At 58.2% G+C, this 23,448-nt stretch carries 17 protein-coding genes; 1 reads left to right on the forward strand and 16 read right to left on the reverse strand.

Annotated elements, in window-relative coordinates:
• Nucleotides 1-156: 156 nt before the first annotated feature.
• The 11 genes from trpA to ABD796_RS13390 all read right to left on the reverse strand — a co-directional run bounded on the left by trpA (nt 157) and on the right by ABD796_RS13390 (nt 18,599).
• On the reverse strand, nt 157-963 hold the full coding sequence (trpA, locus tag ABD796_RS13340) for a tryptophan synthase subunit alpha (protein WP_344908587.1): 807 nt from the start codon (nt 961-963) through the stop codon (nt 157-159).
• The gene (gene trpB, locus ABD796_RS13345; protein ID WP_344908589.1) at nt 950-2,161 is read right to left on the reverse strand and encodes a tryptophan synthase subunit beta; all 1,212 of its coding nucleotides are present in this window, start codon (nt 2,159-2,161) and stop codon (nt 950-952) included. The genes trpA and trpB overlap by 14 nt, the downstream gene beginning before the upstream one ends.
• On the reverse strand, nt 2,139-2,837 hold the full coding sequence (locus tag ABD796_RS13350) for a phosphoribosylanthranilate isomerase (RefSeq protein ID WP_344908590.1): 699 nt from the start codon (nt 2,835-2,837) through the stop codon (nt 2,139-2,141). Before ABD796_RS13350 ends, trpB begins: the two co-directional genes overlap by 23 nt.
• Before the next feature lies 1 nt (nt 2,838).
• Nucleotides 2,839-3,639, reverse strand: coding sequence for an indole-3-glycerol phosphate synthase TrpC (gene trpC, locus ABD796_RS13355; RefSeq protein ID WP_344908592.1), 801 nt, complete (start codon nt 3,637-3,639; stop codon nt 2,839-2,841).
• Nucleotides 3,626-4,669, reverse strand: a complete 1,044-nt coding sequence (gene trpD / locus ABD796_RS13360; protein ID WP_344908594.1) for an anthranilate phosphoribosyltransferase — start codon at nt 4,667-4,669, stop codon at nt 3,626-3,628. Before trpD ends, trpC begins: the two co-directional genes overlap by 14 nt.
• A 31-nt stretch (nt 4,670-4,700) precedes the next feature.
• Nucleotides 4,701-6,236, reverse strand: a complete 1,536-nt coding sequence (gene trpE / locus ABD796_RS13365) for an anthranilate synthase component I (protein ID WP_344908951.1) — start codon at nt 6,234-6,236, stop codon at nt 4,701-4,703.
• Between the two features lie 415 nt (nt 6,237-6,651).
• Nucleotides 6,652-9,270: a beta-N-acetylhexosaminidase family protein gene (locus ABD796_RS13370; RefSeq protein WP_344908595.1), complete on the reverse strand. Its 2,619-nt coding sequence runs from the start codon at nt 9,268-9,270 to the stop codon at nt 6,652-6,654.
• A 33-nt stretch (nt 9,271-9,303) separates the two neighbouring features.
• Nucleotides 9,304-10,599, reverse strand: coding sequence for an ABC transporter substrate-binding protein (locus ABD796_RS13375; protein ID WP_344908597.1), 1,296 nt, complete (start codon nt 10,597-10,599; stop codon nt 9,304-9,306).
• A 543-nt stretch (nt 10,600-11,142) separates the two neighbouring features.
• Nucleotides 11,143-14,436 (reverse strand): carbohydrate binding domain-containing protein, encoded by a 3,294-nt coding sequence (locus tag ABD796_RS13380; protein WP_344908599.1) that lies wholly within the window; start codon nt 14,434-14,436, stop codon nt 11,143-11,145.
• A 289-nt stretch (nt 14,437-14,725) separates the two neighbouring features.
• Nucleotides 14,726-17,110, reverse strand: a complete 2,385-nt coding sequence (locus ABD796_RS13385; protein WP_344908601.1) for a family 78 glycoside hydrolase catalytic domain — start codon at nt 17,108-17,110, stop codon at nt 14,726-14,728.
• Nucleotides 17,111-17,243: 133 nt separating this feature from the next.
• On the reverse strand, nt 17,244-18,599 hold the full coding sequence (locus tag ABD796_RS13390; RefSeq protein ID WP_344908603.1) for an ABC transporter substrate-binding protein: 1,356 nt from the start codon (nt 18,597-18,599) through the stop codon (nt 17,244-17,246).
• Nucleotides 18,600-18,941: 342 nt separating this feature from the next.
• Between ABD796_RS13390 and ABD796_RS13395 the strand changes: the two genes are divergently transcribed.
• The gene (locus ABD796_RS13395) at nt 18,942-19,847 is read left to right on the forward strand and encodes a helix-turn-helix domain-containing protein (protein WP_344908605.1); all 906 of its coding nucleotides are present in this window, start codon (nt 18,942-18,944) and stop codon (nt 19,845-19,847) included.
• Between the two features lie 145 nt (nt 19,848-19,992).
• Here ABD796_RS13395 and aroH read toward each other — a convergent pair whose 3' ends face one another.
• From aroH to ABD796_RS13420, 5 genes are all read right to left on the reverse strand, one after another.
• Nucleotides 19,993-20,367 (reverse strand): chorismate mutase, encoded by a 375-nt coding sequence (gene aroH, locus ABD796_RS13400; protein ID WP_344908607.1) that lies wholly within the window; start codon nt 20,365-20,367, stop codon nt 19,993-19,995.
• A gap of 6 nt (nt 20,368-20,373) precedes the next feature.
• A complete protein-coding gene (aroB, locus tag ABD796_RS13405; protein WP_344908609.1) occupies nt 20,374-21,468 on the reverse strand; it encodes a 3-dehydroquinate synthase in 1,095 nt (364 codons plus the stop codon).
• A 1-nt stretch (nt 21,469) separates the two neighbouring features.
• Nucleotides 21,470-22,633: a chorismate synthase gene (aroC, locus tag ABD796_RS13410; RefSeq protein ID WP_344908611.1), complete on the reverse strand. Its 1,164-nt coding sequence runs from the start codon at nt 22,631-22,633 to the stop codon at nt 21,470-21,472.
• A gap of 250 nt (nt 22,634-22,883) precedes the next feature.
• On the reverse strand, nt 22,884-23,045 hold the full coding sequence (locus tag ABD796_RS13415) for a hypothetical protein (RefSeq protein WP_344908613.1): 162 nt from the start codon (nt 23,043-23,045) through the stop codon (nt 22,884-22,886).
• 56 nt (nt 23,046-23,101) lie between these two features.
• Nucleotides 23,102-23,448 (reverse strand): CheR family methyltransferase (locus ABD796_RS13420; protein ID WP_344908615.1); only part of this gene is annotated, 347 nt, incomplete at its 5' end.

Raw genomic sequence — 23,448 nt, forward strand, 5'->3', positions numbered from 1 at the left:
TTTTAACAAACTCAGGTTTGATCCTGGTTTGTTTTACTCATTATATATCCCGATAAGAAATGCCGTCAACGGCCAAAACGATGAAAAAACAAAAAAACCCTTTCGATATGAATCGAAAGGGTAAAGCCTTTAAAAACAAACCTGGCGCCGCTGCGTTCAGCCTCGCAGCTGACGCACGAATTCGCGAACCTGCACGAGCCCGTCGGAGCGGGAAGATTCGGACAGCAGCAGCGGTGTCGCCTCTTCGATTTTGCGTACGATCGCGCTCCCGATGACAACCCCGTCGCACGTTTTGGAAAAATGACCGAACTGTTCGCTGGTCGAAATGCCGAAGCCGATGGCGATCGGCAAATCCGTGGAGCGGCGCACCGATGCGAGAAAGTCGTCGATGCCGGCAAAAAAGTCCGAGCGCACTCCGGTAACGCCAAGCGAAGAGACGCAATAAATGAATCCCGAAGCGCTTGCGGTAATTTTGGCGATCCGGTCGTCCGACGTCGGCGCGACAAGCGGGATCAGATGAATGTTATACCGATCGGATAAGGCCTTGACCGGACCGTTCTCCTCGAACGGCAAATCCGGTATAATTACCCCGCTAATATCGTGCTCGACCAGCAGCTCGAAAAACCGCTCCAAACCAAGCTGAAGCACCGGGTTATAATAGGTGAACAAAATAAACGGCAAATTGACGTTATGCTCGCGCGCCTGCTTGGCGATGCCCATGCAATCAAGAATCGTAATCCGATGCTTAAGCGCACGCTCGGAAGCGCGTTGGATAACCGGACCGTCCGCAAGCGGATCGGAATACGGCACGCCCAGCTCGACGATGTCGGCTCCGGCCAGCTCCAGCTCGCGCAGCAGCGAAAGCGAGACGTCCGGATTCGGATCGCCCATCGTAATGTACGGAATAAGCGCCGTACGGCCCTGGCTTTTCAGCTCTGCGAATTTGGCATCAATGCGATTCATGTCCGCTACCTCCCAAGTACCCCATGATCGACTCGACGTCCTTGTCGCCGCGGCCGGACAAGTTGACGACGATAATCTGGTCTTTGCCCATCGTCGGAGCCACTTTGAGCGTATGCGCAATCGCATGCGAGCTTTCCAGAGCGGCGATAATGCCTTCGGTGCGGCTCAGCAGCCGGAGCGCGTCCAGCGCTTCTTTGTCGGTTACCGGCACATATTCCGCGCGCCCGGAATCTTTCAGGTAAGCGTGCTCCGGTCCAATGCCCGGGTAATCGAGCCCGGCGGAGATGGAGTGAGCGGGCAGCACTTGCCCGAACTCGTCCTGCAGCACGTAGCTGAGCGACCCTTGGAACACGCCAGGGCTGCCCTTGGTCATCGTAGCCGCATGCTCCTCCGTATCCACTCCGCGTCCGGCTGCTTCCACCCCGATCAGGCGAACCGCTTCGTCGCCCACGAATGGATAGAAGATGCCCATCGCGTTGCTGCCTCCGCCGACACAAGCGATGACCGTATCAGGAAGACGTCCTTCCTTCTCGAGAATCTGCGCGCGTGCTTCGTCTCCGATAATCCGCTGGAAGTCGCGTACCATCACCGGATATGGATGCGGTCCGGTGACCGATCCGAGAATATAAAACGTATCGTGAACGTTGCTGACCCAATAGCGCAGCGTTTCGTTGCAGGCGTCCTTGAGCGTGCGCGTCCCCGACATAACCGGGACGACTTCGGCTCCCAGCAGGTTCATGCGGAACACGTTCAATTGCTGTCGCTTCGTGTCCTCTTCGCCCATAAACACTTTGCATTCCAGTCCGAGCAAAGCCGCGACCGTGGCCGAAGCGACGCCGTGCTGACCGGCTCCGGTTTCGGCTATGATCTTTTTCTTGCCCATCCGCTTCGCCAGCACCGCCTGGCCGATCGTATTGTTGATTTTGTGTGCGCCGGTATGGTTTAAGTCTTCGCGCTTCAAATAAATTTTGGCCCCGCCCAGATGCTCGGTTAGCCGTTCGGCGTAATAAAGCCGGGACGGCCGTCCCGCATATTCGTTTAGAAGCGTCCGCACTTCCGCAATAAAATCGGGATCTTGCGAATATTTGCGATACGCCTCGTCCAGCTCGATTAAAGCGTTCATCAACGTCTCCGGCACGTAACGGCCTCCGAAAGCGCCGAAGCGGCCTTGCTCGTCAGGCATTTGCATGCGACTCATGACGTTTCACCCTTTCCACGAAAGCAGTAATTTTATGAACATCTTTGACGCCGTCCATCTCCACGCCGCTCGACACATCAACACCGTCGGGAGCGTAAGCCCCGATCAGCTCGGCTACGTTATCTGGATCCAAGCCGCCGGCGACCAGCATCGGGATGCCGTTGCGGCGCGCCCAAGCGGCGTAGTCGGGGATGCGGCTCCAGTCGAACGTCTTCCCCGTGCCTCCCCCGACCGTATCCAACAACAATCCGTCGACGCAGCCGGCATACGGATCCAGCGCGGCCGCTACCGCCTGAGCGCCGTCCTGTCCGGAAGCGGCGCCCTCCGTTTCGGCAAACGAGCATACGCGGTATACGCGGACGCCGAACATCTCCCTCACCCACCGGCAAAACTCCGGCGACTCCGCTCCATGCAGCTGTATGATGTCAAGCGGCGCCTCGCGCAGCGCTTCCGCGAGCTGCTGCTCCGTCGGATTGACGAACACGCCGGCCGTAAGCGGCGCCGGGGCGCCCGTACGACGTCGCTCGTTCACCGCCCGCACCATGTCCCCGGCAAGCGCCGGCGTTACCTGCCGCTTGCTCGGAGCAAGGATGAAGCCGATATAATCAATCGGCAGGTGAAGCACCGCCTTCACGGTCTCGACATCTTTAAACCCGCATATTTTGACCGTCGTCATCTTACTCGGCCTCCCGCGTACCCGCTTGTCCCATCAGAGCCCCGACCGCGTCCGCAACGACCGGCTGGCGCATGAAATGTTCGCCCACGAGTACGGCGTCGGCTCCGATCGAGCGCAAATAACCGATTTCATCCGGTACGGAAATACCGCTTTCGCTGACGACCGTCTTCCCTTCCGGAATGTGGCGGATCAGCTCCTCGGTCGTTTTCAGATCGGTGACGAACGTGCGCAGGTTGCGGTTGTTGATGCCGATCAGCGTGGCGTCCAGCGTCAGCACCCGTTCCAACTCCTCGCGGTCGTGCACCTCCACAAGCGTATCGAGTCCCAGATCGCGAGCCAGCGCCAAGTAATCGCGCAGCTGCTCCGTGGTCAAGATGGCCGCGATCAGCAAGATAGCATCCGCTCCGATCAGCCGGGCTTCGTAAATTTGCGCCGGATCAATCGTAAAATCTTTGCGCAAAATAGGCAAACGAACCGCTTCGCGAACGGCGCTCAAATAATCGTTGGAGCCTTGAAAATAGTCCGTATCCGTCAAGACGGACAAGCAATCCGCCTGAGCGGCTTCATAAGCCCGGGCGATCCCGACCGGATCGAAATCCGGACGGATCAGCCCTTTGGACGGCGACGCCTTCTTCACTTCGGCGATCAACCCCATATTCCGCTTGCGCTCGGCGAGCGCGCGCTCGAAGCCGAGGCAGGCGGGCATGGACGCGATCCGGCTTTCCGCCGCCGGTATCGATAAAGTTTGCTTCAGCCGTTCAACTTCCGTATGTTTGGTCGCTACGATTTTATCTAGAAACATGAGCCGATTCTCCCGTTACTTGGACTAGCTGCTCCAGCTTCTCCGCGGCTTTCCCGGAGTCGATGGCCGCACCCGCTAATTTTACACCTTCCTGCAGCGTTGAGCAACGGCCGGTCACATAGAAGCAAGCTCCGGCGTTGGCGAGAATGATGTCCCGGCATGCGCCCGGGGCGCCAGCGAACACGCTGCGGATAATCGCCGCATTGGCCGCGGCGTCGCCTCCGACCACATCGCTCATCGGATAAGCGCGCAAGCCGAGTTCGTCAGGGGCGATGTCGAACGTACGGACGTCCCCGTCCTTCAGCTCGGTCACTTTGGTCGCCGCCGAAATGCTGATTTCGTCAAGCCCGTCGTAGCTCGCCACGACAAGCGCCCGCTTGATCCCGAGCGAGCCGAGCACTTCGGCGACCAGCTCGGTCCGATTGCGGTCGAATATGCCGAGCAGTTGCCGGTCGGCTCCGGCCGGATTGGTCAAGGGACCGAGCAGGTTGAACACGGTGCGGATGCCGATTTCCTTGCGCGGCACGGCCGCATGCTTCATGGAAGGATGATGCGCCTGGGCAAACATGAAGCAGATGCCGATGCGCTCGAGGCAAGCTGACGCCTGCTCGGCGGACAGCCCGATCGTGACGCCCAGCGCTTCCAGCACGTCGGCGCTGCCGCTCTTGCTCGACATGGCCCGGTTGCCGTGCTTGGCTACGCGGATGCCGCCGGCTGCGGCGACGATCGCCGATGCCGTGGAAATATTGAACGTATCCGCTCCGTCGCCGCCGGTTCCGCACGTATCGAGCAGGTTGAACCGCTCCGAATGCACCGCATTCGCCTTGCTGCGCATCGTCTCCGCGAATCCACCGATTTCGTCCGCCGTTTCTCCCTTCATGCGCAGCGCGGTAAGCAGACTGCCGATCTGCGCCTGGGTCGCTCCGCCCTCCATGATGATCTCCATCGCCGCCTTCGCTTCGTCGCGAGTCAGATGGGCGCCGCCGACCACTTTGGCGATCGCCTGCTGTATGGAAATGCCGTAGACCATAATCGTTTCCTCCCGCCGTTCGTTCTCCGGTTTAATAATAGTCCTGGTTGGTGACCGTAGCCGCTTTCTCCGTCTCCGTGAATATCGCTTCCGCCATCCGTACCGCTTTCAGCATCCCCATCGCCTTATTGACGGTTTCGTTGTACTCCATCTCCGGAACGGAATCCCAGACGATGCCCGCCCCCGCCTGCACATACGCCTTGCCGTGCTTGAAAATAAGCGTGCGGATCGTAATGCAGGTATTCAGGTTTCCCGAGAAGCCGAGGTAGCCGATCGCTCCGGCGTAGGCGCCCCTTGCTTCGTTCTCCATCTCCGCGATAATTTCCATCGCCCGCAGCTTCGGCGCTCCGGATACGGTGCCTGCTGGCAGGCAAGAAATGAATGCGTCGAAAAAGTCTTTATCCTCCCGCAGCTTGCCGGACACGTTGGACACAATATGCATGACGTGCGAATACCGCTCGATCTCCATGAACATATCGCACTTCACGCTGCCGAATTGGGCCACGCGTCCGATATCGTTGCGTCCGAGGTCGACCAGCATCAGATGCTCCGCCCGTTCCTTCTCGTCCGCGAGCAGCTCCCGCTCTAGCGCAGCGTCCTCCTCCGGCGTCTTCCCTCTCGGGCGCGTCCCGGCGATCGGTCGTGTCTCGACCCGTTCCCCGTCCACCTTGACGAGCGCCTCTGGGGAGGTGCCGACGATGACTTCGTCGTCCATTTTCAAATAGTACATGTAGGGCGACGGGTTCATCGTTCTCAGCACGCGATAGACGTGCAGCGGATCGATCTCGGTCTCGATATGGAACCGCTGGGACAGCACCACCTGGAAGATGTCTCCGGCGCGAATGTATTCTTTCGCCTTCTCGACGTTGCCGATGTACTGCTCCTTCGTCAAGTTGGAGTGCACCACGCCGAGATCGATGTCCGCGGGAATCGCGTTTTGCTTCGTCCGCTGCGTCACCGGCTGTTGAATCCGTTCGATCGCGGCGTCGATCTTGGCGCAGGTGCGGTGATACGCCTCGGCGATCTGCGCGTCGGTCGCATGCTTCTCGATGTGCACGTTGCCGATGACCTTGATCTGCTGCTTGAAATGGTCGAACACGATCACCTGGTCGCAAAACATAAACTCGATGTCGTTCATCTGCAAATCGTCATGGCGGTGGGCCGGCAGCTTCTCGTAATATTGCAGCAGATCGTAGCCGAAAAAGCCGATCGCCCCGCCGGTGAACGGGGGAAAATCGGGGAGAGCCGGGCTCGAGTAGCTTCTCAGCAGCCCCTTCAGCAGCTCCAGCGGCTTGTCGTCCACGATTTGGCGGACGCCGTTCAGCTCGATCTCCATCGCGCCGTGCTTGCCCTTCACCATCAGGAAAGGCTCCGTCCCGATAAACGAATATCGCGCCCATTTGACCCCGCCCTCTACGCTTTCCAGCAGAAACGCCCGCTGCTCCTCGTAAAAGTGCTGGAATACGCGAATCGGCGTTTCCGTGTCGGCCATCAGGTGGCGAACGACCGGGATCAGGTTATGCGTGCCGGCAAGGCGAATCACTTCTTTCAGCTCGGGCGTGTACATCATCATCTCTCCTTTGCGGCGATAGGCCGAAAATCATCGGAAGCAGAAAAGCCTCTACCGAAGTAGAGGCTTGGAATGGCGATAAGTTTCGTAAGTTTCGCGAAAAAAAAGCATCGGTTGGACCTGCCGCGTACAGCTCATACCCGGTCGGCAAAACCGAAACTGCATACCACGACGCCGTTCGGCGTACAAAGGTACTCAAAATTCGGCAACGCTACCGTCGCTTGAACGTTCCGCACGCATAAAATCCCGGCTAAATGCCAACAACCTGCAGCCGAATACATCCTATGTACCCGCTGCCGCTCTCTTCTCTAAACTCAGCTCTACTCGCTCCAAAACTCTACCTGTACTCTGCTCACTCTTGCTTTGTTACCACTATACTACAAACGGGCGCGGGACGTCAAACGGTTACCGTTTATCGCAATCCCTCCGGGGCGGATTCTGCTTTATTCAACTGTTGGTGCAAATACGCGCAGTTTAACCCTTTTTCCAACAACGATTGAGCGGTATAGAAGTAATGATTGCTCGCCTCGAAGCCGATCTTGGAATCTTGTCGCATCAGTTGGCAATGAGCGACGGCCATGCTCCGTTCCTCTTTCAGCAGCGCTTGCATGGCGGCGGCGCAATCGCTTTTGTCCGGACCTTCCGGGAGAGTGTGCCACAGGTCCCGCAGCCGAATGAACTCGGCTTGGTGCCACGCGCTGCCGAAGTGGTGATAAGTAGCCAAGACCATCCGGCGCATCTCCTGAAACGCAGCGAAATGACGCGGCTCCACAGCCTCTTCGGCCGAGTCCAGCAGTTCCAGCCCTTTCCTCCAGCCGGCAACCAGCTGATGGAGCTGGTCGAAAAAAATAGATTCCGGATAAATGGAGCGCCATCTATTCAGATCGTCGTACGGGTAACACACCATCGTCGCCCGGTAGCCTGTCGGTTGCAAAAACAACAGATTGGAGGGACCGGCATTTTGCGGTCCCGCATACAGCATCGACATGCTGAGCGGAAATTCGCGGAAGGCGGCGCTGAACGCTTCCCACGCCTCGGCGACCCGCTGGCCAGCCCGAGCTCCGAATACCTCAGCGGCAAACGTTCGGCTGTCTTCCGGCGGATTGCCGGGTTTCTCCCAATAAAAACGGGAAGCATAGTCCAATAATAAGGACGGATAACCGCCAAGCGTCCAACTTACCATGAGACCGGTGACATCCGCTTCCCGCAGCCGGCGCAAATGACGCTCGACAAGAGGGACAACCGGAATATACGGGACTGCCGCGCATTCCCAGGAGTTATTGAACTGTACCTTGGCGATCGCCGACAGCCCTCTTGCAGAGGCCAGCTCCCAAAACTGCCGCGATTTTGCGCTGGGGCCAATCTGGGAGATGGAGTAGTCGGTCAGCTTGCCGGAGACGCCGCCGACTTCCGTTTCAAGCTCGAACTCGCTTGTCGACATAATGCTTACGCCCTCCGGCATCGCTTCGACCGTTCGCCGGACCGCCTCCTCGTCCCATCCCCGGTAGTCGGTATACCCCCATGTCCAGCAAATAACTCTGGCCGCAGGCTTGACGCTGCGGATTCCTTCGGCGATGCACCGGTTCACCTCGGCCACCACGTCTTGAATCGGCCTTTGCGCACAACGCGGGCAGCGGGTGGGCGCATTCGGGTAACTTCGGGAGTAGCAGTTCGTCAAATTTTCGGACATCGTGATCGTAAATACGCCGGCAAGGTCCGGTACCTCCCGCATCAGTCTGTCGCACGAGTCTCTCACGTAACGCTGAATGTCGGGATGGGACGTGCATAAGCAGGCGTAGCCGTCCAGCTCATGCCCTTTCCAGTCGGAATGATCGTCAAAAAAAGCGAGCGGCATCGCTCGGGGCTCGTTCAAATACAGATAAATGCCAATGCCGTACGAGGCCGCCCTTTCCACAAGTTTCCTCAGATTGTCCAACCGGATTTCCCAATGTTCGCTGCGGCCCGGAGCCTCCTCCCATGGAACGAGCTGGTATAAAATGCCTTGCAGCCATACTCCGTTAATGCCAGCCTCGCTTAATTTGCTCAGCAGCCGGTCCGGATAAGGGTCCAGCAGCGGGTCCAAGAGCGGGTCGCCATAGACCGCGAAATAGGAGTAGCCCAGACGCAGATCCATGCGGGTCTCCCGGGCGACATTCTCCAGGCGCAGGATGGGCGCGCCTCGCGTCTTCATCGCTTGCAGCATGTATTGAAGCCCTCGCCATACGCCGGGAGCGTCGATGCCGATCACTTCGATCCGTTCCTGCCCGATCCGTACGGAGTGGCTTTCCGCCGGCAGGCTTCCATCGGAACGGATGGAAAGCGCAATTGTTTTTCCTTCCCCGTCAGCTTCGAGGCTCATCGTCAGACGAATGCCGAAGGTAGCCAGCAAGCTGTCGATAAACCGCCTCGCAAATACGTCCAGGAGCGTTCCCGCCGCACGATCGACTGTAACCGTCCAATGATCGTCCAGCCGCAGTTCGTCCGCATCAGGCTGTTCCTTGCTCGCCGGAAGGATCGCCTCCGGCTCATTCCAGTCGTCCAGAAAAGAAAACGGCCGTTCGAATACTGTTCCCGCTTCGGAATCCAGGCGCATACGTTCCGCTTCCGCTTTGATTTGCCGGGTACGGCGCATTTCGTCGTCCGTTAATCCGCGGTATATAACCGGTTTCGCATCGGGCTTGAAATCGCCCAATTTGACGTGCAGGAAGTCGTCCTCCTTGAGCGTAAACCCAAGCCGCTCCTCCGACCAGCCCAGCAGCTGGAGCAATTGGTCATAAGGCAGGACATGCCAGTTGTCGCGAATAATGGTGATATAGCCCCGCTCCATCCAACGGTCCTGTACGGGCTCCTGATTCGGCAGTCCCATATCGGCAGCCAGCTTGTTTACGTTTTCCAACGACGTATTCAACACCTCGGCAAGCCTCAATGCTTCAACCGTGCCCCAATTTCTCCATATGAACAATTGCTGCCTCGTCGGAAAATACGGAAAGGCAATCGGTTCGTTGCGAATGTCCGGCAGCTTCCATTTCATCGCTCTCACCTCATCGTGTCGCAGCGTGCGCGTTTATTTTTTGACGATGTCCTGAATGGCTTTGTTCATCTTCTCGTCCGCTTCGCGCAGCGCCGTATTGATATCCTTGCCATTGTACAGCACGTTAGTGAACGCTTCATTGATCAGGGATGCCGGGTTTTGCGGGAACGCATACTTGAACGGCTTGACGACCGCAAGCTTCAGCTTGGTCAAAGCGACCACATTTTTGTTCTGGTAATCGGAGATAGCCTGTCCGTATTGATCCTGAACGCCCCGATCCTTGAGAACGGATACACGGCCGTTTCTAGACATGGCCGTCTGCACTTCTTCGGACAAAACCACTTCGATGACCCGGAGAGCGGCATCTTTGTTTTTGCTCGTCCCCGTTATGGCGAGATTGAACGAATCGACGCGCTGGCCGACTCCGGGCGCGCTCGGATTTTGCGGGTATGTGACAAGATCCCAATTCAATTCCTTCGTTTTGTTCAGCGTTTGCAGCAAATCCGTGTAGGCCGGAACCATCGCCACCTGCCCTTTTTGAAATCCGCTGATCGCCCCGATCGTTTTGGGAATCACTCCTCCGTCCGGCTGCCGGTACAGCTGATACCACAGCTCGAACAAGTCCTTCCAGCCCTGCGTTTGAAATACGGCCTTATCGTTCACCGTGTCCAGAAAAGGCAAGCTTACCTGGTACGCCGCCCGGTACAGGTTCTCCGGATGCAAGCCGACGTAGGCGACTCCGTTATCGGTCCTGGACAGCTTCTCGCCCAGCTTCCTGACATCTTCCCAGCTCATATTGTCCTTGGGGTACGAAACTCCGAATTTGTCGAATAAATCCTTATTGTAAAATAAAGCAAATCCATTGTTATAGATTGGAAGCGCGCTCAAGTAATCCGAAAAGGTGCCTACCTTGATCGACTCCAAATACTCGGGTTGAATGCGACCGAGATCCATTTTGGCGCTTTTGATCATCTCATCCATATTGAAATCGATGCCAAGCAGCTTTAAGGCGGATAAGTTGAGCGGAGCTTCCAGCACCATATCCGGGACCGTTCCGGCGGCGACCAGCTCTTCCAGACTTTGTCCCTTTTGCGAATTGTCGATTCGCTCCACTGTAATGTACGGATATTTTTTCTTTACGGGGTCCGTTATATAATTTTTTACCTCTTCGTCCGTCAACGATGCGACTCGTGCGGCGATTTTGATCGTGACCGGCTCCTTGCTTGGCGCCGCTTCTTCCTTCGTTATGCTCGTTTTGGCCCCACAAGCCGCAAGCAGGACCGCCGACAGCAGGACGACCGAAATTCCGTTCATTCGTTTCGTTTTCAAAATAACCCACCTCTTTTGTTTTTTGGACTCGACCGGGTGATGTTCATGCACTTCATAAAATAGTAAACGATTTCTTTAATCGTTTACTATGAGCTGCTCTTCTTACCGACCTCCTTGGCGCAAGCGGTAGACGCTTAGGTGGGAGTGTGCCGTTCCGCGGACAGTACCTCTTCCCAATATAGATGCACAATATATTATATATAATATATTATTAATGCCCTCTCGGGCTTTGCGGTTAAGGTCAATTATTTGGTCATATCGGTCAAGAGGAATGCCCGAAAGGCGGTAAAATCAAAAAAAACCTCCGCCGAAGTAGAGGTTAAATGGACGACCCGTTCGCGAACAGAAAGCGGGTCCTATGCCGGACAACGCGACAGTAGCCTTCCCCGACGGATCGATACTCCCCTTCCTTCGCACCTTCATGCGAAGCGAAAAGGAGCACCCCACTGCGCCGGGGCAAGGCCGCCGCTCGAAATCCTTTCCGTACACCGGGGACGAACGTCACGCCGATTTCCGGTATGCCGCCCCCGCGCGCCGTCATCGTTACCTTTCGTCTACATACAAATCGTCGAACCAGGCCGGACCGTTCGTCGCGGTGTCGCTCAACAGATACACCTGTATATATTTCGCGTTCGATGCCGGTGTAAGATTCAATTCGTAGTAGGTCCAATCCGAGGACGCGGCAGCCGGCTTCCATACGTAGCTGATCGTTGCCGCACCGTCAGCCTTGACTTGACGCAGCCCGATGGACACATTGCCCGCGGTGGAAGCGTTCTTCACCCAACCGCTCAGCGTGTATGTCTTGCCGGCTTGCGTCGGCATCAAACCGGACACGGCTACGTTCCATGCATTGTTGGGGTCCGGCAGCAGAGATAGCGCGTAATCTCCGCTGTGCATTTCATCCTGCACCCACACGCTCTGGCGCATCGTCCAGCCGTCGGGAGCGGTCCCCGGGGAATTCGGCCGTTCAAAGCCCGGATTGCGCAGCAGGTTGCGGCTGACTGCGACGGACAGCGGCAACGATTGTACCGGATTGCCATCCGCCAAAATTTGAATCGTCGCCCCGTGCACGCCGTCGGTAATGGTCGCCGGCAAATAAACCTTGCCGCTAACCGTCACCTGCCCTTGTGCCGGCACGGACAGCGAGACGGGCAGCTGGACCGTCAAGCCGGGCGATGCGGTGGTGCTGTTCAACGTGGCCTGAAGCGTTCGCGAAGCTATGCTCTTCAAGCGGATCGAGAACGGCAGCTCGCCGCCTCCGTTCGCCTCCAGCAAGGCAGGCAGCGCCTCGGCCTCAAGCAGATTCACATAGGGATAAGTCACATAGTGGTTGACCGTCACCCGTTTGCCCGGCGCCCCGGCGTACTCGAAGCCGATTCGGGCCTGAAGCTCGTAACGTCCCGCCTGTGCCGGCGCGGCGATTCGGAAATCGAACGCCTCGGACACGCTCAAGCCGCTACCCAGCCCATATACGCTGCGCGTTACCGGCTGCAGCTCGAACGGCTCGGGAAAGATCAACGTCATCGTGATATTGCGCAAATCACCCGGTCGGGTATGGCGTACGTCAATATTTAGCCCGTTTGGCTCCTGCTGCCCGAACATCCGGCTGTCGGCCGGCACGAGCCGGATTTGCACGCTCGAAGCCGCAACGGGGCCCAGCCGTTCCCGCATCTTCTCCAACGCCCCGAGCATAGCCTTCCTCGCAGGGGTATCGGCGAGCTGTCCGGCCCAATTGTCCAAATCGTCCAGAACGGTTAACCCGTCCAGCGCCAAGCCGCTGGCTTCATCGATATTCGGGGTCGGATCGCTTAACTCCTCGGTCATATCGGCCAGTACGGCCTCCAGTTGGCTGATCCGATTCGTCCAATAGGTATCCGCCGATAGCGCACCTGCCGCCCCGGCAACGTCGTCCGCCTGCTCCACCATGGACGCGAACGGAACGATGCGGTACAGAAGCGATTGCAGCGGCGCCAGAGTAACTGTCAGTTCGCTGCCCTGTTCGTCCCGCGTCGATCGAAGGTCGCCATACAGCAATTGCGCGCGGAAGCCGGTTGCCTCCAAAGGAATCGTCACCTGACGGCTCGTCTCTCCCGTATTGACAACAGCGGCGTACAGCTCGTCGCCGTCGCGCCAAAGTGTCCACGCGGCGTCCGTCGCCGTGTCTGCCCCTGCGCGCTCTCCGGACGTCACCAGACGCCCCAGCAGCTCCAGCTCCGGACGAAACTCCACCAGCCCCGGCCAAAGCGCGGAATCGCGAAGCACAAAGCCGTTCTCGTTCAGAGAATAATACAGCAGGCCTTGGCTTCCGTTCAGCAGCGACTGGTAGGCCATATTGCGCACCTCGGCAATCGTCGGCAAGTGCGGCCAGTTCGGCGGATTGTACATCGCCTGAAGAACGTTCCAAACCGGCTTGACGCCGCCGGTCGCCTGGCGGGCCAAGGCCGTGCGCTCGCCGACAAGCGAAATTGGGCTGTATGGAAGCGGATACACATCTACGGATAAAATATCCGCTACCTTAGCCACCGGCTCGTAGGCGGCCGCAGGCGATTCCACCATATAAATCGGATGAGCTTTGTCGATGGAATGAACAAGCCGATAAGCCTCCATCAGCTCTTTCTGCGACTTGTTGTTCTGAACCGGCTCGTCCATAACCATCCAGGCTAACACGGCCGGGTGGTCCTTCAATGCCGTTACCATCGTTTCGGTCAAAGCCGCATTCTCGCCGACGTTCATGTTGTAGTAAAGCCCGACCATCACCTTCAGGCCGCTCGCGTGGGCCGCATCGAGCGTCGCCTGCATCGTGCTTACTTTATTGGCGGGGACGGCCTGTATCGTATTGATTCCCGCAGCAGCGGCAAACGGATAGTCCACCCGGTTCACATGATAGGCGCCTACCGGGAAGAACGGCTGACCGTTTACCAGCAGCGTTCCGTCCGTGCGCATCATCGTCGGGCGATCGTAGCGGTAAATGGTCTCGTACACCGTTTCCAGCGTTTCTCCGAGCGGACCGAGCAGACGCGCCTCGACGCGATAAGGCTCTTCCTTGATCATCTGCGACGGGTCGAATGTAAAGGCAATCGGCTGCGCGGCGCTTGTCGGACCGTAGACCGCGATCGGTACGCCGTTCGCTTCCCGATAAACCGTTGTCGTCACCGTCGAATTGGCCGGCACGCCGGCCGGAACAGGAAGCTTGGCCGTCACTCGGCCCTCCGTCTGCTCCGCATAATAAAACAGCGCGTCCGTCTTCAACGCGATCAAGGGGCGATGGCGCTTCAGCACGAGTGAAGCGTCGTCGAAATAAACGGTGCCTGTCCCGTAGAGCCGCAGGTACAGGCTGACGATATTCGCTTCCTCCGGGGCGGTAAACTCCATCGCCAGACGCTGCCAATCTCCGTTAAGCTCGGTTCGCAGCATCCTTTGGTTCAGATCCCCTTCCAGATGATTGGCAGTGGTCCGTGTATCCTTGTAAAATTCCAGCTTGAAGCCTGCGCCCGAGCTTGGCAGCACGACCGATTTGACCCAGACGGACAATTCGTAGGTCGCACCCGGCTCGATCCCGATTCCCTGGTTGACCCACGGATTAGCGCTGCTCTGATCGGTTTGCAGCTTAAGCCCTTCGCTACCCGTGCGGGCTGCCGATCCGCTCGGGACGGCGAAAGTGCCCCAGCCGCCGGAGGCGACCCACGGAGGCGCCGAGCTGCCGGTTTTCAGCTCGAAACCTCCGTTTTGCACCAGATTGTCGCCGTCTGCCCCGGCTTTGTCAGGCGTACCGAATACGGCAAGCGGCAGGAGCGCCAACAGCAGAGCGATCCTTACACTCCAACGCATACGTTTCATTTTGATTCTCCTCTCCGATTACGGAAGTTTTGACAATGGCTTTCATCCGACGTATTACTCCCCGGCTTCAGCGGGCTTCGTATCGAAGCAGCATCCCTCCTTTCTAGCAATCGATTGCTTTCGAATGGGCACGCTTCAGGCCGCTTGACGCATCGGCCGCCCGCACGGCGGACAGGCCGGTGCGCAGCTCGCCAGGTGGCCGACGTCTACGGCTTCACCTTGCTGCAGCAGCTTTATCCGACAAGGAAATGGAGCGCCGAAGCCCCGGAGCGGAGCCGGGGGCAATCGGTCATGGCTTTGCCGGGGAACCGATCTCGCAAGCTCGGACGATCGCTTCGTTCCGCTCCGGACGCGTACCGGCCGGATAGTCGATCTGTATGGTTCGCCCTTCCCCGCAAGTCTCCCATTTCACGGCAATATCGCCGTACGGCGTCGGCACTTTGCCTTCCATCCGCTCGAATCCTGCCTGCGCCGGCTCGACGCGGAATGACCGGAAGCCCGGCTCCGTCGGCCGGACGCCTAGCCCGTAGGCATAGTAAAAGTACACCGGAATAGCAGACCAGCCGTGGCATAGACTTCCCGCTTGCCCGAAGGCGTCGGCGCCGTCCAGCGTTTCCCAGAAGCTGGTAGCCCCGTTGAAAAGCATGTTCCCCCATTGTTCGGCAATCGTGTCGAATACCGCTGCTCCGTAAAGGTCCGGCTCTCCCAACAAGGCTTGAAACTTGAACAACGAGTAACTGAGCGTTACCGGCGCGAAACCGTTGTCGTCCTCCGCCAGACGGCGGCGCAGCGAACGGGCGAGCGGTTCCGGGCATACGCCTGCGCATAGCGCCAGCGATTGGGTCAATTCCGCGAAGTGAGCGTCGGAGCCGACTCCGCGATAAGTAAGGTAAGCTTGCGCCTCTTCGTCCCAGAACGATGCATGCATCGAGGTACGGAGCGTTTCCTCCGCTTCGCGGAAGCGGTTCGTCCGCTTCATATCGCCGAAAGCGCTGGCAAGCCGTCCTCCGGCCTGCAGCGCCAGAAGAAACATGCCGTTCAGCGGTGCGTCGGCTCTGTTCCGCGCGCGCTCCTTCTCTTCCTTCGTCCCGGCGCCGTTCAGTCCGGGCTGCCAATCGTAGAAGTTCCAATAGGCATCTCCGGTCGGCGTAACCAGCATCCCGTCGCGGCAATTGTCCAGATGGGCATCCATCATCCGCAACGCTACCGAAAGGGGCTCGGCCGTTCCCGCCGCATCGCCGCTGTGCATCCAGTAATCCTCCACTTGCAGCAGCCACAGGAAGGTGAAGGAAGGAATCGTAAACGCGCTGCGGGACGGAGCCGTCAGCTCCAGAAACCCGTCGGGACGGACGGATTCGGCAAACAGCCGGGCCGCGGCCGCGGGGAATTCGTATTCGCCGAAGCAATAATAGCCGCACAGCGCCTGATTTCTCGCATCCATCGCGTACAGCGCCTGTTCCCGCCACGGCGTGTCCTCGTAATGCTCATACATGCACAGATGCAAGGTACGGACGGCGACCTCCTCGATGCGTCGGTGCAGCCGATCAGGCACATTCAGCCTCCCCTTGCGCTCGACCGGATATTGGACGACCCTCAAACCGGCATACGCCAAGGTAAAGACGGTTTGGACGCCTCCGATTTGCAGCTGCAAGTATCGCCCCGCCCACCTTTTCAAAGGATGGAAGAACGTTTGCGCCCCTTCTCCGCACGTGTAACGGGTGGCGAAGTGCTTGCCGCGCGTCGAGGCTCGCACTCTCAAATCGTCCAGATGCTCGCCGTATGCAATATCGATCCGTACGCCAGCATCCGCCTCCAGCTCCAGTTCGAGAAAGCCGCACTCCTCACGCCCCATGTCCAGCACCAGGTACACGCCCCCGTCTTCGGGAATGTTCCCTGCCTGCAGCACGATCCGGTTCCCGCCGTACAGCGGCATCCCGGCGCCCTCGGCCAGCAGCTGCCGGGCCGGACGGAACGACAAGTAATCGTTCTGCATCGTCTCCGCTACAATTGCGCCCGGCGGCTCGGCCCTTCTCGCGAACGTGCCCTGGGTACGCAGCCTTGACGGTGCGCGTTCACCGATGACTGGCTTGCGGATCGGCCGAAGGTATAGCTCCGGAAGGTCCTCTCCCGGCGCAAACGACGCAACCGGTCGGCGCCATTCCTTCCGTGCGACATCGTAACCGATCCGGTTCCAGTCGTCTGCGCCTCTGGCGTCGTATTCGAACGTAAAGCCCAATTGCACCGTGCTGAGCGGCATGTCCCCGGAAACGTAAGTCGGCGATCGGCGGCACAGCGCCTCTTCCCCGCTTGCGATGACGCCCTGCGCCCCATGCAAAGCGTAGATCAGTCCGGCCCGCCCCCCAATATATTGGAAGCTGTCGATTCCCTGGTAATGTACGACCACGGCCAGAACGTTGGCCCCTTGTCGCAGCCGGCTGCCGATCGGGATGCAGTCATACGCTTTGCGGCTAGGATAATCGTCATATTGCCCGGCGTCCACGAATTCGCCGTTGAGCCATACCGCATAATCGGTGTCCGCCGATATATACAGCAGAGCCGTTTCATCCGCCCGCTCCAGCTCGAAGGCGTGGCGGAATTCCACATACTGATTGGCTTCGTCCCGTCCGTCCGGATGCCAGATCCATACCGCTTCGTTTAATGGGTTTGCCCCCATCCCATGCTCCACTCCTTTTGCTCGCTCCCTGCTCGCTCGTCGGGTCGTCTGGCGGAAGCGGAAGCGAATCGATCAGCGGACTTGCCGTGACCCCGCTTCCCTTTCCGCTGTCGAACCCGGAGCGTCCGCGACGTTATTTTTTCTGCTTGGCGTCGGCTATTGCTTTCTCCGCTTTCTCTTGCGCGTCGCGTAGCGCTGTGTTGATGTCGGTCTTGCCTTCGATCAGCTGCTGGATGTAAGGCGTGAATACTTTTTCCACGGACAGCAGGTATGGATTTTTGACCACGCCGGGCGCGATCTCGTTGTAGTAGAGCGCCTTCCAGTTTTTGTCCTTGAACGCGGTATCCTGCGCGAACGCTTTTCTGACGCTGTCGGTGGAGAGAATCGGCATGTTTCCTTTTTTGGATTCCTCAAGCTGGGCTTCCTCGGACGCCAGGTATTGGATCACCTTCATGGCCGCATCCTTGTCCTTAGCGATCGAGGTCATCCCGAATACGACAGGCATCGATTGCGAACCGACCTTGGGCTTATCCGCGAACGTCGGCAGCGAGACGAGGTCCCAGCTGATGTCGTTGATGTTCGGGATCGAGAACGGGAAGCTGGAGTTGAACACGAACATGCCGAGCTGCGGCGTATCGGTAAATTCGAGCCGGTAAGGGAGCTTCTTTTTGGCGGTGACGAATTTTTGGTAGCTCTCCAGCTTGCCCGGCGTAAGCAAATACGTTTCGATGAGACGCTTCCAACCGTCGTTCAGGAAAGTCGGCTTCTCCGTCTTCGCGTCCACGTAAGGGATGGACAGCTGGTTGTTGCCGAGCATATGCGCCGGGGAAACGGTAAAGCCGATATACGCCGTGCCTCCGTCCTCGCGGTCGAGCTTTTTGGCCGTTTCGAACGTGTCTTCCCAGGTCATGCCATCCTTCGGATAAGGAACGCCGAACTTGTCGAATAGCCCTTTGTTATAGTACATCACCTGAATCATGTTGCTCACAGGAAGCGCATACAACTTTCCGCCGCCAGAAGCCTTCAAGCTTTCGATCAGCTTAGGCTCGATGGCCGCCAGATTAACGCCGTGCTTCTGGGCCAGCTCCGTCATATCGAACTGGAGATTCGCACTTTCGGCGAGTTCGAAATAATAAGAGTCGGTCTGGAACAAAATATCGACCCGCTGTCCGGTGGCCAGCAGATCCTGGAGCGTCGTCCCCGCCTTGCTTTGGATATAAGTGATCTTGTAGTCGGGGAACTTCTTGCGCAGCCTGTTGCCGTAGTTGGCGTCAAAGCTTTCCGGCGTACCTCCGTTGTTCGTATGAATGACCAGCTCGACCGGCTCCGTTTTGACCGGGGCGGGCGTAGACGCAGGCGCTTGGCTTTGGCCATTCGAGGAGCAGCCCCCGAGCGCGACCGCCAGCCCCGCTGCGGTCAAAACCGGTATCCACCTCGGCAGCAGTCTGCGGCGGTCCGGATTTATTTGTTTTCTTCCTGCATTTTCCATGTTCTCGTGTCCCCTTCGTTAATCATGTTTGCGCGTTTGGCCGCTCTGCGGCTTGCGGACGTGGCCTCTTTCCCCTCGCTTTCCGGTCCGCCTTACGCTTTATGATAAAACTCTCCGGCCGTCAATGCTTTGCCGCAAAGGTCAAACGTTTTGTCCATTCGGTCATTCCGTCTGCGGCCGTTCCCGCCTCGCCCTTTGCGGTGCAGGGGATGGCCGCCGATGCATTCCCCCGAGCGGGCGCAGCCCGGCGTTTTCCCTCTTTTATCGGAAGATGGACTTGCCCTATAATAGAGCTAACACGCTAACACTGAAACCCATTCCACAGAGAGCGGAGAGAGCGCCATGTTGCGGCCAAGATACGAGTTGAAGGAAGACTTGTCCATTCGCAAGCTGGTGACGTTCTATTACCGCGAAATGTCCAAGCATTTTTATACGCGGGGCGAAACGCACGATTTTTGGGAGTTTGTGTACGTGGATCGGGGGGAAGTGGAGTTTTTCACCGATCTGGGGGTATACCGGCTTCGTCAGGGTGACATGCTGCTCCTGATGCCGAATTTGTTTCACGGAGGGCGCGCGGTCAATAAGGCGACATGCAATCTGATTATTATGTCGTTCGAATGCGCGTCCTCCTGCATGGAGGAGCTGACCGGGGAATGTCTGATCCGGCTGCAGGAGGACGAGTACCGGCTGCTGGCGCTGATCGTGCAGGAGGGCATCCGCGCCTTTGACCCGCCGATCAACGCCCCGCTGTGCTCCGGCTGCCCTCAGCAAAACGCCGAAGCCGACTTCGGGGCCGAGCAGCTGATCCGCAATTTTTTGGAAATTTTGCTAATCCGGCTGATCCGCCGAAGGAGACAGGAACGCAAGGAAAGCGAGAAGGACACGTTGATCGCAGCTCAGCATGGGGACGATTTGTTTGCGCGCATCGTCGCCTTTTTGCATAACCATCTGAACGAGCGCTTCACGCTCGATGAGCTGTGCGATCGTTTTGCCATCAGCCGTACCGGTCTGAAAATGATTTTCAAGGCGCGGACCGGCGCGGGCGCAATGGAATATTTCAGCCGGATGAAGATCGACAGAGCGAAGCAGCTGATCCGCGAGGAAAACGGCAACCTGTCGGCCATCGCCGAAATTCTCGGCTACAGCAGCATCCATCATTTCTCCAAGCAATTCAAGCGCATCTCGAACATGACGCCTTCCGAATATTCCCGCTCAATTGTCGCTCGGACGAAACGGATCGGGGGGTAGCGCTTGCAGCGGCAAGCCGACCGATGCCCGGCGGAGCGACGCTCGCCTCGCCCGGGAACGGATGAAACAACAAAACCCCCGGCCCGTTTTTCGGACCAGGGGGAATTTCATCGGCCGCCGCGCCGAAAGCGCGATGCGGACACCGCTACTTCGTCTGTCCCGACAAATCGGGCCGCAACTTGATCGCGTTGTTCAAATAGACGTGGCGGATTTCTTTTTGCGATTTCGTCGTATTGACGGAAACCATCAGCCGGATGCATTTTTCCAAACCGCCGGGAACGGAAATTTCCAGCGCGCACATGAGCGGCACCAGCTCCCACCCCTGCATCTCGCGGATGACCTTGGCCGGAAACGCCGCATTCAAATCCTGCGTAACCGTAACGAACACGCTGGCGATATCCTCCGGATCGATGCCGTTCTCGGCAACGATTTGACCCAGCAGCTCGGCCGTCGCATTCAAAATTTCCGTTTCTTCATTACGCTCCACCGTGATGGCTCCGCGCACTCCCCGTACAAACATGTCGGCTTACTCCCCCTCTTTCAAGCTGTCCACGACTTCCCTTACCCAGACGGACGACACGCTGCGATTGATTTCCACTTCGCCGATGTCCTTCGGGATGATGAACACCATACTGCCTTCCGTAAACTTCTTGTCGTGCATCATGGCGCCCATGATCGCATCCGTATCCAGATGACGTGGAATCCGCACGGGCAAGCCGAATTGGCGCAAAATACGCTCCGTCTCGGAGGCGATGGAAGCCGGATTGCCAAGCTTCGCCGACAAGCGAGCCGCGCCGACCATGCCGATGGCGATCGCTTCGCCATGCAGCAGCTCGCCATAGCCCGCCACCGCCTCCAAAGCGTGGCCGATCGTATGGCCCAGATTCAGAATCGCCCGCAGGCCGCCTTCCTTCTCGTCCTCGGAGACGACCTTCGCCTTCACCCCGCAGCCGATATACAGCGCATGCTCCAGCGCCGCCGAATCGAGCGCCAGCAGCTTTTCGGCGTTGGCGTCGCACCATTCGACGAATTCGCGGTCGAGAATAAAGCCTTCCTTTACGAGCTCGGACAGCCCTGCCCGCACTTCCCGATCGGGCAGCGATTTCAGGGTGGCGATATCGTACAGGACGAATTCCGGCTGATGGAAGGCGCCGATTACGTTTTTGGCCAACCGATGGTTGACCGCGACTTTGCCTCCGACGCTGCTGTCGTGCGCCAAAATCGTCGTCGGGATCTGCACGAACCGGACCCCGCGCATATAGCTGGCGGCCACAAAGCCCGCCAAATCGCCCACGACCCCTCCGCCCAAAGCCAGCACCGCGGAATTGCGGTCCAAGCCGGCCTCCAGGGCGACGGTAATGATATCTTCCAGCACGGACAGCGACTTGGACTTCTCTCCGGATGCGACGACCGCTGTAGCGACCTTATAGCCGCCCGCCTCCAGAAGCCCTTTCACCCGCTCCAAATAATGCTTCGCGACCTGCTCGTCGGTAACGAGCAGCAGGGGCGACTTCGTGCCGATACGGTGCTTGCCGAGCGTGGCCGCGATATCGTTCAGCAAGCCTTCGCCTACATAGATCGGATAGGAGCGCTCTCCCAGCTCCACGGTCAGCTGCTTCATCTTAGTACCGCTCCACTTGAGCGAGATAGTTGTCGTAGTTGGCGCGAATTTCCTCCATCGAATCGCCGCCGAACTTCTCCATGAACGCGTTCGCCACTTCCCAGGCGATGACGCTCTCCATGATGACGCCGGCTGCCGGAACGGCACACGTATCCGAGCGCTCCACCTGGGCGGAGAACGGCTGCTTCGTGTCGATGTCGACGCTGGCGAGCGGCTTGTACAAGGTGGAGATCGGCTTCATGACGCCGCGCACGATAATCGGCTCTCCGGTCGTCATGCCGCCTTCGAAGCCGCCTGCGCGATTCGAACCGCGACGGAAGCCGCTCTCCTCGGCATACAAAATCTCGTCATGCACCTTCGAGCCGCGGCGCTTGGCCGCTTCAAACCCGATGCCGAACTCGACGCCCTTGAACGCTTGAATGGAGACGACCGCCTGGGCGATCCGTCCGTCCAGCTTGCGGTCCCATTGCACGTGGCTGCCGAGACCGACTGGTACGCCTTCCACGATAACTTCCACGATCCCGCCGAGCGTATCCCCTTCCGCCTTCGCCTGATCGATCGCGGCGATCATCCGGGCTTCCGCTTCCTTGTCCGTCACGCGAACCGGAGACTCCTCCGTAATCCGAATCAGCTCGTCGATCGGCAGCTCCTCGCGGACCGCCTCGATTTCGCCGATCCGAATCACTTGACCGGCAATCTTGATGCCGAATTGGGCCAAAAATTGCCGTGCGATCGCGCCGATGGCTACGCGTACCGTCGTTTCCCGGGCGCTGGAGCGCTCCAAAATATTGCGCAGATCGGTCTGGTTGTACTTCAAGCCGCCATTCAGGTCGGCATGGCCCGGACGCGGCCGGTTAACGCGGCGCTTGCCTTCGCTGCCTTCCTCGACGTCCTCGATGCTCATGACCGTCGTCCACGCTTTCCAATCGTTGTTGGCTACGACCAGCGCGACTGGCGCCCCCGTCGTTTTGCCGTGACGCACGCCGCCTACGAGCTGTGCCGTATCCTTCTCGATTTGCATCCGTTTGCCGCGTCCATGGCCTTTTTGCCGTCGAGCCAACTGCTCGTTGATCGGTTCGCCGGTAAGCGGCAAATTGCTCGGCAGCCCTTCCACTATTGCCGTCAGCTGCGGGCCGTGCGTTTCTCCTGCTGTCAAATATCTCATTTGCGGATTGTCCCCTTTCTTCCTGTCCCAACATCCGAAAAACGCTTATATAGAAGCTTTAGCGCTTTGATGTACCGAATTTCCTTTGCTAATTATAGTATAGCGTCCGTAGTTTGACAAGAAATCGGGAGATTCGACGACTATTTTTTCGCGGCTCCCTTTATGTGCACTCCTTTTACTCGCCAAACATCAAACAAGCATGCCCCGGGAAGGTGCATGCTTGTCATAGCGAATAATAGCCGGACGGCGCTTAACCGCCTGCGGGCAACGGGTAAATGCGAGTAGGTTCGTTCTGTTTCTGCTCGTCGACCATGCCGACGACCTGCAGCGAATCGATGCCGAGAATTTGCGCGCATTCCTGGATCGTAATAAATCCGCGCCGGTAGGCCGTGATGACCTTTCGTTTATCCATAAGGGGAAAACCTCCTGAATGGTTTACCCTACTAGTATAGGAATTATTGGAAACGTTTATACATGAGCCATCCGTTTGCGGTAAATAAACGTATCCGCCGTCTCCAGCTCGTACTGCCCCGGCGAAAAAATCTGCTCCGTGCTGCCCACGAACAGCAGCCCGCCCGGCTTCAGCGCCCGGCTGAACTTCTGGTACAGCAGATGCTTGGCTTCCTCCGTAAAATAAATCATAACGTTGCGGCAAACGATCAGGTCGAATTGCGCGTCGAACGGATCGTGGAGCAGGTTTTGTTTAGAGAAGCGGACCTGCTTTTTCAGCGTATCGACCACCGAAAACGTCATGTCTTTGCGGGTAAAATACTTGTTGACGTAGTTGGCGGGCACGTCGCGGATCGAGCGGTCGG

Source organism: Paenibacillus hodogayensis (genome assembly GCF_039536325.1).
Lineage (GTDB): Bacteria > Bacillota > Bacilli > Paenibacillales > NBRC-103111 > Paenibacillus_AB > Paenibacillus_AB hodogayensis.

Excerpts from the sequence above, each read along its gene's own strand:
- trpA (WP_344908587.1), bottom strand. The coding sequence starts at position 963 with ATGAATCGCATTGATGCCAAATTCGCAGAGCTGAAAAGCCAGGGCCGT.
- trpB (WP_344908589.1), bottom strand. The coding sequence starts at position 2,161 with ATGAGTCGCATGCAAATGCCTGACGAGCAAGGCCGCTTCGGCGCTTTC.
- ABD796_RS13350 (WP_344908590.1), bottom strand. The coding sequence starts at position 2,837 with ATGACGACGGTCAAAATATGCGGGTTTAAAGATGTCGAGACCGTGAAG.
- trpC (WP_344908592.1), bottom strand. The coding sequence starts at position 3,639 with ATGTTTCTAGATAAAATCGTAGCGACCAAACATACGGAAGTTGAACGG.
- trpD (WP_344908594.1), bottom strand. The coding sequence starts at position 4,669 with ATGGTCTACGGCATTTCCATACAGCAGGCGATCGCCAAAGTGGTCGGC.
- trpE (WP_344908951.1), bottom strand. The coding sequence starts at position 6,236 with ATGTACACGCCCGAGCTGAAAGAAGTGATTCGCCTTGCCGGCACGCAT.
- ABD796_RS13370 (WP_344908595.1), bottom strand. The coding sequence starts at position 9,270 with ATGAAATGGAAGCTGCCGGACATTCGCAACGAACCGATTGCCTTTCCG.
- ABD796_RS13380 (WP_344908599.1), bottom strand. The coding sequence starts at position 14,436 with ATGAAACGTATGCGTTGGAGTGTAAGGATCGCTCTGCTGTTGGCGCTC.
- ABD796_RS13385 (WP_344908601.1), bottom strand. The coding sequence starts at position 17,110 with ATGGGGGCAAACCCATTAAACGAAGCGGTATGGATCTGGCATCCGGAC.
- ABD796_RS13390 (WP_344908603.1), bottom strand. The coding sequence starts at position 18,599 with ATGGAAAATGCAGGAAGAAAACAAATAAATCCGGACCGCCGCAGACTG.
- ABD796_RS13395 (WP_344908605.1), top strand. The coding sequence starts at position 18,942 with ATGTTGCGGCCAAGATACGAGTTGAAGGAAGACTTGTCCATTCGCAAG.
- aroH (WP_344908607.1), bottom strand. The coding sequence starts at position 20,367 with ATGTTTGTACGGGGAGTGCGCGGAGCCATCACGGTGGAGCGTAATGAA.
- aroB (WP_344908609.1), bottom strand. The coding sequence starts at position 21,468 with ATGAAGCAGCTGACCGTGGAGCTGGGAGAGCGCTCCTATCCGATCTAT.
- aroC (WP_344908611.1), bottom strand. The coding sequence starts at position 22,633 with ATGAGATATTTGACAGCAGGAGAAACGCACGGCCCGCAGCTGACGGCA.
- ABD796_RS13415 (WP_344908613.1), bottom strand. The coding sequence starts at position 23,045 with ATGGATAAACGAAAGGTCATCACGGCCTACCGGCGCGGATTTATTACG.